This is a genomic window from Pseudomonas sp. CROZ-RG-20F-R04-15 (assembly GCF_022662375.1).
GTDB lineage: Bacteria > Pseudomonadota > Gammaproteobacteria > Pseudomonadales > Pseudomonadaceae > Aquipseudomonas.
This window is the reverse complement of sequence record NZ_JAKNQL010000018.1, coordinates 63,850-78,459: the sequence shown is the minus strand read 5'-3', so window position 1 is coordinate 78,459 and position 14,610 is coordinate 63,850. Positions and strand designations below refer to the sequence as shown.

11 protein-coding genes are annotated in these 14,610 nt (G+C 60.2%); 10 read left to right on the top strand and 1 reads right to left on the bottom strand.

All coding sequences use genetic code 11. The annotated features are described in order from the left end of the window. Positions 1-87 precede the first annotated feature (87 nt). The 10 genes from L8H52_RS22410 (at position 88) to L8H52_RS22365 (ending at position 13,521) form a co-directional block, all read left to right on the top strand. Positions 88-1,440, top strand: a complete 1,353-nt coding sequence (locus tag L8H52_RS22410; protein WP_064117410.1) for a TolC family outer membrane protein — start codon at positions 88-90, stop codon at positions 1,438-1,440. A gap of 34 nt (positions 1,441-1,474) precedes the next feature. Continuing rightward, positions 1,475-3,631, top strand: coding sequence for a type I secretion system permease/ATPase (locus L8H52_RS22405; RefSeq protein ID WP_242208752.1), 2,157 nt, complete (start codon positions 1,475-1,477; stop codon positions 3,629-3,631). Then, positions 3,621-4,988, top strand: coding sequence for an HlyD family type I secretion periplasmic adaptor subunit (locus L8H52_RS22400; RefSeq protein WP_242208753.1), 1,368 nt, complete (start codon positions 3,621-3,623; stop codon positions 4,986-4,988). Before L8H52_RS22405 ends, L8H52_RS22400 begins: the two co-directional genes overlap by 11 nt. Positions 4,989-5,351: 363 nt before the next feature. After that, the gene (locus L8H52_RS22395) at positions 5,352-6,248 is read left to right on the top strand and encodes a TauD/TfdA family dioxygenase (RefSeq protein WP_242208754.1); all 897 of its coding nucleotides are present in this window, start codon (positions 5,352-5,354) and stop codon (positions 6,246-6,248) included. Between the two features lie 22 nt (positions 6,249-6,270). Continuing rightward, positions 6,271-7,131 carry an ABC transporter ATP-binding protein gene (locus tag L8H52_RS22390; protein WP_242208755.1) on the top strand — a complete coding sequence of 287 codons (861 nt, stop codon included), beginning with the start codon at positions 6,271-6,273 and terminating at the stop codon, positions 7,129-7,131. A gap of 20 nt (positions 7,132-7,151) precedes the next feature. Continuing rightward, positions 7,152-8,018: an ABC transporter permease gene (locus tag L8H52_RS22385; protein ID WP_242208756.1), complete on the top strand. Its 867-nt coding sequence runs from the start codon at positions 7,152-7,154 to the stop codon at positions 8,016-8,018. A gap of 173 nt (positions 8,019-8,191) precedes the next feature. Beyond that, a complete protein-coding gene (locus tag L8H52_RS22380) occupies positions 8,192-9,109 on the top strand; it encodes a LysR family transcriptional regulator (RefSeq protein WP_016985559.1) in 918 nt (305 codons plus the stop codon). A 225-nt stretch (positions 9,110-9,334) separates the two neighbouring features. Further along, positions 9,335-10,873, top strand: coding sequence for an MFS transporter (locus L8H52_RS22375; RefSeq protein ID WP_242208757.1), 1,539 nt, complete (start codon positions 9,335-9,337; stop codon positions 10,871-10,873). 27 nt (positions 10,874-10,900) lie between these two features. Continuing rightward, positions 10,901-11,971: an HlyD family secretion protein gene (locus tag L8H52_RS22370; protein ID WP_242208758.1), complete on the top strand. Its 1,071-nt coding sequence runs from the start codon at positions 10,901-10,903 to the stop codon at positions 11,969-11,971. Positions 11,972-12,024: 53 nt separating this feature from the next. After that, positions 12,025-13,521, top strand: coding sequence for an efflux transporter outer membrane subunit (locus tag L8H52_RS22365; RefSeq protein ID WP_347340759.1), 1,497 nt, complete (start codon positions 12,025-12,027; stop codon positions 13,519-13,521). Here the strand turns inward: L8H52_RS22365 and L8H52_RS22360 are convergent. Continuing rightward, entirely contained in the window at positions 13,502-14,191 is a 690-nt protein-coding gene (locus L8H52_RS22360; RefSeq protein WP_242208760.1) for an NYN domain-containing protein, read from the bottom strand. The genes L8H52_RS22365 and L8H52_RS22360 overlap by 20 nt on opposite strands. Positions 14,192-14,610: the final 419 nt, after the last annotated feature.

Genomic DNA, 14,610 nt, shown 5'->3' with positions numbered 1-14,610 from the left:
GACATACGGTCAATCTGGTTGCCATCATCCGACGCAGCGCCACGTTTAGCTGTGATTCAAGACAAGAAGTTCTGGGAAATTCCTATCATGCGTTCGCCCCTGCTTTTCGCCGTACCCTTCGCTCTCGCCGCCTCTTTTGTACAAGCACAATCCTTACCAGAAGCCATGCAGCAGGCATTGGATGTCCATCCGGAAATCCAGGCAGGGGTCAACAGTCGTTTGGCCGCGGATTATCAATTAAGAGCGGCGAAAGGGGGATACCTGCCGAAGGTCGATCTGCTCGGCGGTTATGGCCGTGAAGGCACCGACAGCGTGACCACTCGCGCCAACTCCGGCGGTAACCACTACGAAACCCTGAACCGTAGCGAGTCAAGTTTACGTCTCTCGCAAATGGTCTTTGACGGTTTTGCGACGTCCAGCGAAGTCGGGCGTCAACAAGCCACCGTCAACTCCCGCGCCTACTCGTTGCTCGGCACTTCCGAGCGCACCGCGCTGACCGTCGCCCAGGTTTACCTGGACGTGCTGACCCGCCGCGAATTCGTGCGTCTGGCCGAAGACAACCTCAAGAGCCACCAGCGCATCTACGATCAGATTCAGTTGCGCACCCAGCGCGGCGTCGGCAGCGGTGCCGACCTTGACCAGGCCGAAGCGCGGATGGCCCAGGCCCGCAACAACCTGATCACCGAGCAGACCAATCTGGCCGACTCGGAAACCAACTTCCTCAGCGCCGTTGGCCAGATGCCTGATCAACTGGAGCGTCCGGCGCCGTTCATGGCGATGATGCCGGCCAACCTCAACGAAGCCCGTACGCAGATGCTGGAGAACAGCCCGATCCTGCGCTCGGCCGAGTCCGACATTGCCGCTGCCGAGAAGCAGTACGAAACCGCCAAGTCGACCTTCTACCCGCGTTTCGACGCCGAGCTGGGTCGCACCGCCGACAACGATCTCGATGGCCAGAACGGCCACAACAACGAATGGCAGGCGATGCTGCGCATGCGCTTCAACCTTTATTCCGGTGGCAGCAACAAGGCCGATCTGGAATCCAAGTCGTACCTGTCGAACCAGGCGCTGGATATCCGCAACAACGCTTTGCGTCAGTTGAACGAAGAACTCGGTCTGGCCTGGAACGCCTTGAACAACGCCAACGCGCAGGTGCCGATCGCGCAGCAATACGTCGACCACAGCACCTCGGTGCGCACCGCCTACCAGCGTCAGTTCAGCCTCGGCGAACGGACCCTGCTCGATTTGCTCGACAGCGAAAACGAGTTGTTCACCGCTTCGCGGCGTCTGGCTGAAATCAAAAACATTCAGTTATTTACTCAGTACCGAATCAAGGCGACCATGGGCGAGTTGCTCAGAAGCCAGGGAGTGGTCGCACCGTTGGCATCCGTTGTGCAGAACGACGTGAAGCCCAAGGTCCAGCTGCCTGGGATGAATTGAGTTATCCCTTTTCAACTGTCAAAGAGTGTCGAGCGTGGAATCAGAAGTCAGTCGAGTTCAACTCAGTCATGATCCACGCGCGTTGCACGACGATCCGTTACTGGACGGTCTGCTCGCCCTTTGCATGCTCCATCAGAAACCCGCCAGCGCGGCGATGCTGACCACCGGCCTGCCGCTGCCCAAACAACGTCTGAGTGTCGAGTTGCTGCCCCGCGCGGCGGCTCGCGCCGGCCTGCAAGGTCGGGTGCTGCAGCGCAAACTGGAAGAAATTCCGGCGATCGCCATGCCGGCCTTGCTGCTGCTCAAGGATGGCCGCAGCGCCGTCCTGCTCGGCTGGCAGGGCGATAGTGAAGCACGAGTCCTGCTCAGCGAAACCGACGGCGGCGAGTCCATCGTCAGCCGCGAACTGCTCGCCGACGATTACACCGGCAAAGTCTTCTTCGCTCAGCCGCAACACAAATTCGACGTCAACCACGGCACGCTGATTCCGCGCGCACGCTCGTGGTTCCGCGACACCCTCAAGCGTTCGCGCTGGCTGTACGCCGATGCGATCGCCGCGAGTTTCCTGATCAACATCATCGCCATGGCTGCGCCGCTGTTCGTGATGAACGTCTACGACCGCGTGGTGCCGAACCAGGCCGAAGCCACCCTGTGGGTGCTGGCGCTCGGTATTACCGGCGCCTACATCTTCGACCTGGTGCTGAAGAGTCTGCGCGCCCTGTGCCTGGATCTGGCCGGGAAGAAAACCGACCTGATCATCTCCGCGACGCTGTTCGAGCGCATCGTCGGCATGGCCATGAAATACCGCCCGGCGCGAGTCGGCAGCTTTGCGCAGAACATCCACGAGTTTCAGAGCCTGCGCGACTTCCTCGCCTCGCTGACCCTGACCAGTCTGATCGACCTGCCGTTCACCATCCTGATCTTTATTGTTATCGCCATTCTCGGCGGGCATCTGGTGTGGATTCCGGTGTTGGCGTTCCCGATTGCCCTGCTGATCGGCTATGCGTTGCAGAAGCCGCTGGTGGCCACCATGGAACGCACCATGGCCCTCGGTGCCGAGCGCCAGTCGAGCCTGATCGAAACCCTCGCCGGCCTTGACGCGGTGAAGGTCAACAACGCCGAAAGCGAACGCCAGTACCAGTGGGAACAGACCATCGGCACCCTCAGCCGCCTCGAGCTGCGAGTGAAAATGCTCTCCGGTCTGGCGATGAACATCACCCTGCTGATCCAGCAACTGGCCGGGGTGATCATGATCGTCTTCGGCGTCTACCAGATCATCGCCGGCAACCTGAGCATGGGCGGTCTGATTGCCTGCTACATGCTCAGCGGCCGCGCACTGAGCCCGCTGGCGTCGCTGTCGGGCTTGCTGACCCGTTATCAGCAAGCCCGCGTAACCATGACTTCGGTCGACCAGATGATGGAGCTGCCGCAAGAGCGCAATTTCGAAGAGCGCCCGCTGAGCCGCAAGGTTTTGCAGGGTGCGATCGAGTGCCGCCAGCTCAACTTCACCTACCCGGAACAACAGAACCCGGCGCTGAAGAACATCAATCTGGTGATCCGTCCTGGCGAGAAAATCGGCATCATCGGCCGCAGCGGCTCGGGCAAGAGTTCGCTGGCGAAACTGCTGGTCGGCCTGTATCAGCCGGACGACGGCGCGTTGCTGGTCGACGGCGTGGATATCCGCCAGATCGACGTCAGCGAGTTGCGCTACAACATCGGCTACGTGCCGCAAGACATTCAACTGCTGGCCGGTACCCTGCGTGACAACCTCGTCTCCGGCGCGCGTTATGTAGAAGACGAGCTGGTGCTGCAAGCCGCCGAACTGGCTGGCGTCCACGAATTCGCCCGACTGCACCCGCAAGGCTATGAGCTGCAAGTCGGCGAGCGCGGGCAGAACCTCTCCGGCGGTCAACGACAGAACGTCGCGCTGGCCCGGGCCTTGTTGCTCAACCCGCCGATTTTGCTGATGGACGAGCCGACCAGCGCCATGGACAACACCGGCGAAGAACGCCTCAAGCAACGCCTCGCCGCCGTCATTGAAAACAAGACCGTGGTGCTGGTGACGCACCGGGCTTCACTGTTGTCGCTGGTCGATCGTCTGCTGGTGATCGACCGTGGACAGATTCTCGCCGATGGCCCGAAAGCCGCCGTGATGGAAGCGTTGAAGAAGGGGCAGATCAGTGTTGCTTAAGTCGGGTTTCAAGGATTCGATCCGTCGCTACTTCAAGGGCTCGGCATCGTTGCAGGGCCAGCCGCTGCCGGAGGTCAACAAGGCGCTGATCGAAGACGCCCCGCGCGTCGTGCGTCTGACCATCTGGGCGATCATCGGCTTCTTCATCTTCCTGCTGCTGTGGGCCAACTTCGCCGTGATCGACGAAGTGACCAAGGGCGACGGCAAGGCTATTCCGTCGTCGAAGATCCAGAAAATCCAGAACCTTGAGGGCGGGATCATCTCCGAACTGTTCGTCAAGGAAGGCCAGATCGTTGAAGTCGGCGCGCCGTTGATTCGCCTCGACGACACGCGATTTGCCTCCAACGTCGGCGAAACCGAGGCCGATCGCCTGTCGATGCTGCTGCGCGTCGAGCGATTGAGCGCTGAAGTGGATGATCGCCCGCTGAATTTCCCCGAAGACGTGCTCAAAGCCGTGCCGGGTCAGGCAAAAAGCGAAGAGTCACTGTACATCAGCCGCCGTCAGCAACTGCACGACGAGATCGGTGGTTTGCAGGAGCAGTTGATTCAGCGTCAGCAAGAGCTGCGCGAGTTCGCCTCCAAGCAAGCGCAGTATCGTCAGCAGCTCGGCTTGCAGCGGCAGGAAATCAACATGTCCGAGCCGTTGGTGGCGCAGGGCGCGGTGTCGCCGGTGGAAGTGCTGCGCCTGAAGCGTGCCGAGGTGGAAACCCGCGGTCAGCTGGATGCAACGACGCTGGCCATCCCGCGTGCCGAATCGGCGATCAAGGAAGTGCAGCGCAAGATCGACGAGACGCGCGGCAAATTCCGCAGCGAAGCGCTGACCCAACTCAATGAGGCGCGCACCGACCTGAACAAGGCCAGCGCGACCGGCAAGGCCCTGGAAGACCGCGTCAGCCGTACGCTGGTGACATCACCAGTGCGCGGCATCGTCAACAAACTGCTGGTCAACACCATCGGCGGGGTGATTCAGCCGGGCAGCGACATGGTCGAAATCGTCCCGCTGGACGACACCTTGCTGGTTGAAGCCAAGATTCGCCCGCAAGACATCGCGTTCCTGCACCCGGGGCAGGAAGCGATCGTCAAATTCACCGCGTACGACTACACCATCTACGGCGGGCTCAAAGCCAAGCTCGAGCAGATCGGTGCCGACACCATTACCGACGAAGACAAGAAAACCACGTACTACATCATCAAGGTGCGCACTGAGCGCAGCCACTTGGGTACCGATGAAAAGCCGTTGCTGATCATCCCGGGGATGGTCGCGTCGGTGGACATCATTACCGGCAAGAAGTCGGTGTTGAGCTACCTGCTCAAACCGATCATCCGTGCGCGGGCAGAGGCGTTGCACGAGCGTTAGATCTTCAGCGCTGCCACCGGCCTCTTCGCGAGCAGGCTCGCTCCCACATTTGGATTTCTTTTGAACACAGAATTTGTGTCCACTGAAAATCAACTGTGGGAGCGAGCTTGATCGCGAAGGCGTCAGTCGAATCGCTGAATCTGTCAGGAAGTGACAAAAACCGTCACTCACCATCCAGCCCATTCCGCCATATCGTTATTCAATAACGGTATTTAATATCGCGTTCTTATAGCTATAAAGTCATCCCCCTGCGTACCTGCCGACCAATCGGCGCGCCGCACGACCTGAACCAACACGCAATCCAGCGTGAGTGTCTGATCGACGAGCGCGCCCGTGAGCGTGCCGTGCGTGGGAGATGGAAAGATGTCCGCAGCTACTGCTTCCCCAAGCGCCGCGACCGCCGCGCCGCAATCCTTTGAAATCCGTCCGTTCAGCGGTGCCGTCGGCGCCGAGATCATTGGCCTCGACCTCACCCGGCCGATCAATGATCAGGACTTTGCGCGCATCCATCGCGCGCACCTGGATCACCATGTCGTGGTGTTCCGCGACCAGCAAATCACTCCGCAGCAACAGATCGACTTCAGCCGCCGCTTCGGCGTGTTGCAGATTCACGTGCTCAAGCAGTTCCTGCTGGCCAACCACCCGGAAATCCTCATCGTTTCCAACATCATCGAAAACGGCCAGAACATCGGCCTCGGCGATGCCGGCAAGTTCTGGCACTCCGACCTCTCTTATAAAGAGCTGCCAAGTCTTGGCTCGATGCTGCATGCGCAGGAATTGCCAGAGGAGGGCGGCGACACGTTGTTTGCCGACATGCACAAAGCCTGGGACAACCTGCCCGAAGCGTTGCGCAAAGCGGTCGAAGGCCGCAGTGCCGCGCATTCCTACACCGCGCGCTACAGCGAAACCAAATTCGAAGGCAACTGGCGCCCGACCCTGACCCCGGAGCAACTGGCTCAGGTCGCGGAAGTGGTGCACCCGGTGGTGCGCACGCACCCGGAAAACGGCCGCAAGGCGTTGTTCGTCAGCGAAGGTTTCACCACGCGCATCGTCGGTCTGCCGGAAGACGAGAGCCAGCAGTTGCTGAGCGAGCTGTACGCCCACAGCGTGCTGCCGCAAAACATCTACCGCCATCAGTGGCAGCCCCACGACCTGGTGTTCTGGGATAACCGTTCGCTGATCCACCTTGCCGCCGGCTGCCCCGCGCACCTGCCCCGCAAGCTGTATCGCACGACCATTCAGGGCGACGCGCCTTTTTGATTTGCCGGAGATTGATCAAATAATGAACGCTCCCTTGCCAGGCCACGCGGCCAGCAACCCGATCGCCCGCAGCGACGCGCTGCTGGCGGTTGATCACGTCAGCCTCGAATACCGCACGCCGCAACGTGTGGTGCGCGCCACCCACCAGGTCAGTTTTGAAATCGATCCGGCCGATCGTTACGTGCTGCTCGGCCCGTCCGGTTGCGGCAAATCCACCTTGCTCAAAGCAGTCGCCGGGTTCATTCAGCCGTGCGAAGGCGAGATCCGTCTGCAAGGCCAGCGCGTTGATGCGCCGGGGCCGGACCGGATCGTGGTGTTTCAGGAATTCGACCAACTACCACCGTGGAAAACCGTCAAACAGAACGTGATGTTTCCGCTGCTCGCTTCGCGCAGCCTGAAGAAAAAAGAAGCTGAAGAACGCGCGCTGCATTATCTGGAGAAGGTCGGCCTGGCGGCGTTCGCCGACGCCTATCCGCACACCCTGTCCGGCGGCATGAAAGCACGCGTGGCGATTGCCCGGGCGTTGGCCATGCAGCCGAAAATCCTCTTGATGGACGAACCGTTCGCTGCGCTCGATGCACTGACCCGGCGCAAGATGCAGGAAGAATTGCTGCTGCTCTGGGAAGAGGTGCGCTTCACTCTGCTGTTCGTCACGCACTCGATTGAAGAGGCGCTGGTGGTCGGCAATCGCATCCTGCTGCTGTCGCCGCATCCGGGCCGGGTGCGCGCCGAAGTGCACAGCCATCAATACGATTTGCACAGCCTCGGTGGCGTGGCGTTTCAGCAATCGGCGCGGCGCATTCATCGTCTGCTGTTCGACGAAGGCCAGTCGCCGGAAACCGAGCGTGACCATGACTTCAACGATATTCGCATCGCCTATTGAGCGGCCAGGAGGACTACCCGATGAGCCATTCATCATCTGTGCGTGAAGAGTTTGAAATTGTGCTGGAGCCGCTGACCGAAGTGCCGGTAGAGCGCGAGCTGTCGCTCGGCACGCGGCTGTGGCAACAGGGCTGGTTGCGTAAAGGCCTGATCCTGATTGTGCTGGCGGTGGTTTGGGAAGTGGTCGCGCGGATTCAGAACAATGACCTGATGCTGCCGAGTTTCTTGCAGACCAGTCACGCGCTGTTCGAGGGTCTGCTCAGTGGTGAGCTGCTGGCCAAGGTGTGGATATCGTTGGTGGTGCTGATCAAGGGGTATCTGATCGGCATTGTGCTGGCATTTGCTCTGACGACACTGGCAGTGTCGACGCAGTTGGGCCGTGATCTGCTGAGCACGATGACTTCAATGTTCAACCCGCTGCCGGCGATTGCTCTGCTGCCGTTGGCGCTGCTGTGGTTTGGTCTGGGGCAGAACAGCCTGATTTTTGTGCTGGTGCATTCGGTGTTGTGGGCGCTGGCGCTGAACACCTATGCGGGGTTTCTCGGGGTTTCCGAGACGCTGCGCATGGCTGGGCGTAATTACGGTTTGAAGGGCTTGCGGCTGGTGCTGTTCATCCTGATTCCGGCGGCGCTGCCGTCGATTCTCGCCGGGCTGAAGATTGGCTGGGCGTTTGCCTGGCGCACGTTGATCGCCGCTGAATTGGTGTTTGGCGCGACCAGTGGCAAGGGCGGGCTGGGCTGGTACATCTTCCAGAACCGCAATGAGCTGTATACCGACAAGGTGTTTGCCGGGTTGGCGGTGGTGATCCTGATCGGGTTGCTGGTGGAGAATCTGGTGTTCGATACCCTCGAGCGGGTGACCGTTAAGCGTTGGGGGATGCAGCGGTAATTTTTGGCGTGATGGCTGGCCCCTTCGCGAGCAGGCTCGCTCCCACAGGGGAGTGCATTCCAAGTGTGGGAGCGAGCTTGCTCGCGAAGGCGTCGGTCAGATCAACACCTACTCTGAAAGATGTTTGCTAGCATTGCGCCCAGATCAATCCTGATTAGCCATGAGTGCTCGGCATGCAACTCCCGGACATGAACCTTTTGGTCGCCCTCGACGCCTTGCTCGACGAGGGCAGTGTGGTCGGCGCCGCGCGGCGGATGAACCTCAGTCCGGCCGCCATGAGCCGTACCCTGACGCGGATCCGCGAAGCCATCGGCGATCCGATTCTGGTGCGCGCCGGCCGAGGCCTGGTGCCAACGCCCAAGGCGCTGGAACTGCGCGAACAGGTGCGCGACGTGGTCGAGCAAGCCGCGCTGCTGTTCCGCTCAGCCGACTCGGTGGAACTGGGCACACTGCGCCGACGCTTCAGCATCCGCGCCAATGATTTTTTCATTGGTGTGTATGGCGGCAAGCTGTTCGATACCCTCGATCAACTCGCGCCGCACTGCGAGTTGCGCTTCGTTCCGGAAGGCGATGGCGATGATGAAGCGCTGCGCGAGGGGCGCATCGATCTGAGCGTCAGCAATACTCGGCCGGTCACCCCGGAAGTCAAAGTGCAAAACCTGTTCTCAACCCATTTCGTTGGCTTGGTACGCGAAGACCATCCATTGCTCGACGGCGAAATCACTGCAGAACGCTACGCCGGGTTTTCCCATATCAGCATGTCGCGCCGTGGCATCGCTCGCGGCCCCATCGACACGGCACTGAATGCCCTGGGTCTGGAGCGGCGCGTGGCGGTGATTGCGCCGAGTTTCCATGCGGCGATGTTTGCGCTGCCGGATTCCGATCTGATTCTGCCGGTGCCCAAAGAGGCGTTGCTCAGCGTGCGTCGCCTGGGTTTGAAACTGCGCTCATTCGACCTGCCGATCCCGTTGCCGACCTTGATGCTGACCCAGGCCTGGCACCCGCGCTTCGACAAGGATCCGGCACACCGCTGGCTACGCGAAACCCTTAAGGCCTGTTGCGACGAAACGTGGCTGGCAGCCCAGCCTTAATCCCCCAAACAACACAAAACCCTGTGGGAGCGAGCCTGCTCGCGAAAGCGCTGGATCAGTCACCAATGATATTGACTGACCTGACGCCTTCGCGAGCAGGCTCGCTCCCACAAGGGATCTCCATTGTTGTGTCTGGCGCACTTATAACCTGCCAATAAGTCAATTTTCGTCATTGCCAAGCCCGACTAAGATGCTCCGGTATTTTTCCCTCCGGAGTGAGTATTCATGACATCCCTGACGGCGGCGGCGCCTATCGCTGCGGCCAGCCCGGCGACGGCGGCCACGCCACCGGTGTTCGGGGCGCGGATCATCATCGGTCTGGTCGGCGTGCTGCTGGCGGTGCTGGTGTCGGGCCTCAACGAGATGGTCACCAAGGTCGCCCTCGCCGACATTCGTGGCGGGTTGCACATCGGCTACGACGAAGGCACCTGGCTGGTTGCCAGCTACACCGCCACCTCGGTCGCGGCCATGGCCTTCGCACCGTGGTGCTCGGTGACCTTCTCGCTGCGTCGCTTCACTCTCTGCGCCATTGGCCTGTTCACCTTGCTCGGTGTGCTGTGCCCGTTCGCGCCGAATTACGAAAGTCTGCTGCTGATGCGCATCCTGCAAGGTCTGGCCGGTGGCGCGTTACCGCCGATGCTGATGACCGTCGCCCTGCGCTTCTTGCCGGCCAACATCAAACTCTATGGCTTGGCCGGTTATGCGCTGACCGCTACTTTCGGCCCCGGCCTGGGTACACCGCTGGCCGGGTTGTGGACTGAATACGTCGGCTGGCAATGGACGTTCTGGCAAATCATCGTGCCGTGCCTGATCGCGATGGTGATGGTGGCTTTCGGTCTTCCACAGGATCCGCTGCGGCTGGAGCGCCTCAAGTCGTTCAACTGGAAAGGCCTGCTGCTGGGTTTTCCGGCGATCTGCATGCTGGTGATCGGCCTGTTGCAGGGCAATCGCCTGGACTGGTTCGAGTCGAGCCTGATCTGTGGGTTGCTCGGTGCCGGCTCGCTGCTGCTGGTGGCGTTTCTGATCAATGAATGGTCGCAGCCGATTCCGTTTTTCAAATTGCAGATGCTCGGTATCCGCAACCTGTCGTTCGCCTTGATGACCCTGGCCGGTGTGCTGGTTGTTCTGCAGGCGGTGGTGTTGATTCCGTCGAGTTATCTGGCGCAGGTGCAGGGTTATCGGCCGGCGCAGACTGCACCGATCATGCTGATCGCCGCCTTGCCGCAACTGATTGCGCTGCCATTGGTGGCAGCGTTGTGCAACCTGCGCTGGGTCGATTGTCGCTGGGTGCTTGGCATCGGTTTGAGCATGTTGACGCTGTCCTGCCTGGGCGGATCGCTGCTGACTTCGGAATGGATTCGCGACAATTTCTACGTCCTGCAGTGGCTGCAGATTTTCGGTCAACCGATGTCGGTGTTGCCGCTGCTGATGTTGTCCACCGGCAGCATCCAGCCGCAGGACGGGCCGTTCGCCTCCGCGTGGTTCAACACGGTGAAAGGCTTGGCAGCCGTGGTCGCCACCGGGGTGATCGACACGCTGACCACCGCGCGCCTGCATTTCCACTCAACCATGCTGGTCGACAGCCTCGGCAACTCGCCGCTGGCCGATCGCAGTGATCCAGGTCTTGCCCATCGTCTGCATGAACAGGCCGTGGTGCTGACCGCATCCGATCTTTATGTGTGCATGGCCGGCGTCGCGGTGGCGCTGATCCTGCTGATTTTCTGGCTGCCGACGCGGATCTATCCGCCGCGCGCGCCGACCTGATTGCTGCACTGAACAATGAAGGTTTTTATGACGACTCAAGCAAAGCAAAAACTCGCGGTGGCCATAGCCGCCGCTCTGGCGGTCGGCGTGCTGGTGTATCTGGCGCTGCCCGGCTTGTTTGGCAAGCGGACCCAGCAAAATACCAACGATGCATTCGTCTCCGCCGACTACACCCTGGTGGTGCCGCGCGTGGCCGGTTTCATCAAAGAGGTATTGGTAGAGGACAACCAGCAAGTAAAGGCCGGGCAGTTGCTGGCGCTGATCGATGATCGCGATTTGCGCGCGTCGGCTGAAGCGGCGGATGCGCAAACTCTGGTGGCGCGGGCGCAGTTGCAAAATGCCAAGGCGACACTGGAACGGCAGAGTTCGGTGATCGCTCAGGCACAGGCCTCGGTTGTGTCGGCCAAAGCGGAAATGGCTTTCGCCCAGCAGGAGTTGAATCGCTACAACCATTTGGCGGGCGTTGGCGCCGGCACGGTGCAAAACGCGCAACAGGCGCGTACGCGCATCGATCAGGCCACTGCGCATCTCGATACCGCCACGGCGAAACTGGCGGCAGAGCGCAAGCAGGTCGACATCCTCACCGCTCAGCGTGACGCGGCCGAGGGCAGTTTGAAACACGCGCAAGCGGCACTGGAAATCGCCAGTTTTGAACTCTCTTACACGCGCATCACCGCGCCGCAGGACGGCATGATCGGCGAGCGTGCCGTGCGCGTCGGCGCCTATGTGACCCCGGGCAGCAAGCTGCTGGCGGTGGTGCCGCTGAAGCAAGCGTATGTAGTGGCGAATTTTCAGGAGACGCAACTGACTGACGTGCAGCCGGGGCAAGAGGTACAAGTACGCGTCGACAGCCTTGGCGGTGAAGCGTTGAGTGGCCGTGTCGAAAGTATTGCCCCGGCGACCGGTGTGACCTTTGCGGCGGTGAAACCGGATAACGCCACCGGCAACTTCACCAAGGTGGTGCAGCGAATTCCGGTGAAGATCATGCTCGAGCCGGGCCAGCCGTTGGCTGAAAGGTTGCGCGTAGGGATGTCGGTGGAAGCGAGCATTGATACCAAAAGCTCGGCGACATCCGTGCGTGAGGTGACTCAGCGATGAGCCGTGTTGATCGAACCGACGCCTTCGCGAGCAGGCCCGCTTCCACAGGGAGAATGCATTCCAACATGTGGGAGCGAGCCTGCTCGCGAAGAGGCCTGTGGCAGCAAATCAGTTTGAGCGCCTTGCTCGCAGTGAACCTCACCGCTTGCACGGTAGGCCCAGACTTCCACAAGCCCGAAGCCACACAAATCGCCGACTGGGCAAAGCCTGCCAAGTCCGCCCCCAGCCAAGCCGTCAGCGAACCCCTGAACGAACGCTGGTGGGAAGTCTTCCACGACGCGCAACTGTCAGCGCTGACCCAGCGCGCTGTGCGCAGTAACCTCGACCTGCAACTGGCCAGCAGCCGTCTGCAACAGAGCCGCGCCGCCCGCCAGGTCATCACCGCTGACCGCTATCCAAACACTGCGGCCACCGGCAGTTACTCGCGCGAACGCAACAGCGGCAAAGGCCTGAGCGATCCGTCCGGGCATAACGGCGATTCCGCTTTCAACCTGTGGGACGCCGGTTTCTCCGCCTCGTGGGAACTGGATTTCTGGGGCCGCGTACGCCGCGAAACCGAAGCCGCCGATGCCAGCCTCGAAGTCGCCGAAAACGATCGTCGTGGTGTGTTGCTGGCCGTGCTTGCGGATACGGCGCAAAACTACATCCAGCTGCGCGGCGTGCAGAACACCCGCGCCGTCACCGAGCAGAACCTCGACGTTGCGCGACACAGCCTGAAACTCTCGCAACTACGACTGGCCGACGGGGTGGCGACGGATCTCGATGTCGCTGAAGCCGCTGCGCAAGTCGCGGCCATCGAGTCGCGCTTACCGGCGCTGGAACAACGTCAATCGCGACTGATCAACGCGATCAGCCTGCTGATGGGCGAACCGCCACAGGCATTGGCCAAAGAGTTATCCACAGACGCAGCCGTGCCGCAGTCGCCGCTGCAAGTCGCTATCGGCCTGCCGTCGCAACTGGCCGAACGCCGCCCGGACATCCGGCAGGCCGAAGCGCGCTTGCACGCCGCCACCGCCAACATCGGCGTGGCCAAAGGCGATTTCTATCCGCGCATTACCCTGTCCGGCAACCTCGGCTCGCAAGCCATGCAACTCAGCGACTTCGGCTCGTGGGGCTCACGCGCTTTCGGCATCGGCCCGCAATTCAGCCTGCCGCTGTTCGACGGCGGACGCCTGAGAGGGATGCTGCAACTGCGTGAAGCGCAACAACAGGAAGCGGCGATCGGCTACCAGCAAACCGTGCTGCGCGCCTGGCATGAGATCGACGATCAACTGATCGCTTACAACGCCAGCCAGCGCCGCCGCGACAGCCTCGCCGAAGCCGTACGTCAGAACCAGATCGCCTTGCGCACTGCGCAACAGCAATACGTCGAAGGCGTGGTCGATTTCGTCAACGTGCTCACCGTGCAAGGCGCGCTGCTGGCGACGCAGGAGCAGTGGGTGGAGAGTTCGACCGGCGTTTCGTTGGCGATGGTCGGGTTGTACAAGGCGTTGGGCGGGGGGTGGGAGTCGGTGTATCCGGCGCAAGTACCTACCAATAATCCGGTTTGATCGCTGGTTTTTTGTGAGTGGCTACTCGGTCAGGAAACTGATGGAGGAGCAATTCATCCGCAGTGATTACGCGCCGCAACCAATGAGAGTGATCTTTCAGAGAACCTGGAGTGGGCCGGTTCAAACCTGCCCTGTGCGGAAGAATCACGCCAACGGTTAGATGAGGAAAATCTGTCCGTATTGCTCTCAATGCGGGAGTGATATCAGTGTCACTCGACACCAGTACGAGTTGTTCGACACGCTCTTGCGTCGCGAACATCATCTGCTGGCAGGCGGTGCGGTACATGCTGATCGCTATATGAACGTCGGTTTCCTTTTCTTCAAGCTTCCAGATGTCGACCTTGTCTTGACGTGAGGCCTTGGTGTTTTTGTCGATGAATCGAGGCGCTTTAGCTTGTTCAAGGTGATGTCGACCAAAATGCACCCTGACATTGGTCGTGCGCAGTGCCCTTATATAAGTGTCTTGTGCCTCTTTTGAAATTCGGCCCAATGTCGCGAGCTCGGGTTTGATTGAGGAGGTGAAATAGTCAATCGAGACAACGGCGTTTTGCGGGTTTTCGATGTATGCCACATGGACAAGCAATCCTTCAAGATTGAGCCATTTATAGGGGGTGCCAGCGAGCAGCCCATAAAACAAGTTGTAGCCATCGACAAAGAAAGCAGTTCGCACAAATCATTCCTCAGAAACGAAAAAACCGGCCTAAGCCGGTTTCTTCACCCCAACTGCCAGCGAACTGAATCGCTACGTACGGGGTTGAGTAAGGCAATCCTAGATTGAGCGCGTCATGCAGGTCAACCACCAAATAATTGCACGCTCACTCCGCTGGTTTATCTCCAGCACCGGCTTGTCAGTTTTGGTTGCTGGTATCCGCCATGGTCAAGCCATTTAAGGGCTTGTGTATTAGAGGTTGTTGCAGAGAGAGGTAAATTCGCTCCGCGCCTATTGCATAGGTAGTCTGTCTATCGCCGTTTTCGCAGTGAGCAATCAGTAGTATCCCCAACTCGCGTAGGACGCCGGAATTTGCCTACGTCTTTTAAACGGTCATAGAGCGGCTTTCTCTTTTGAAACATTACATTTCCGAAGAGTGA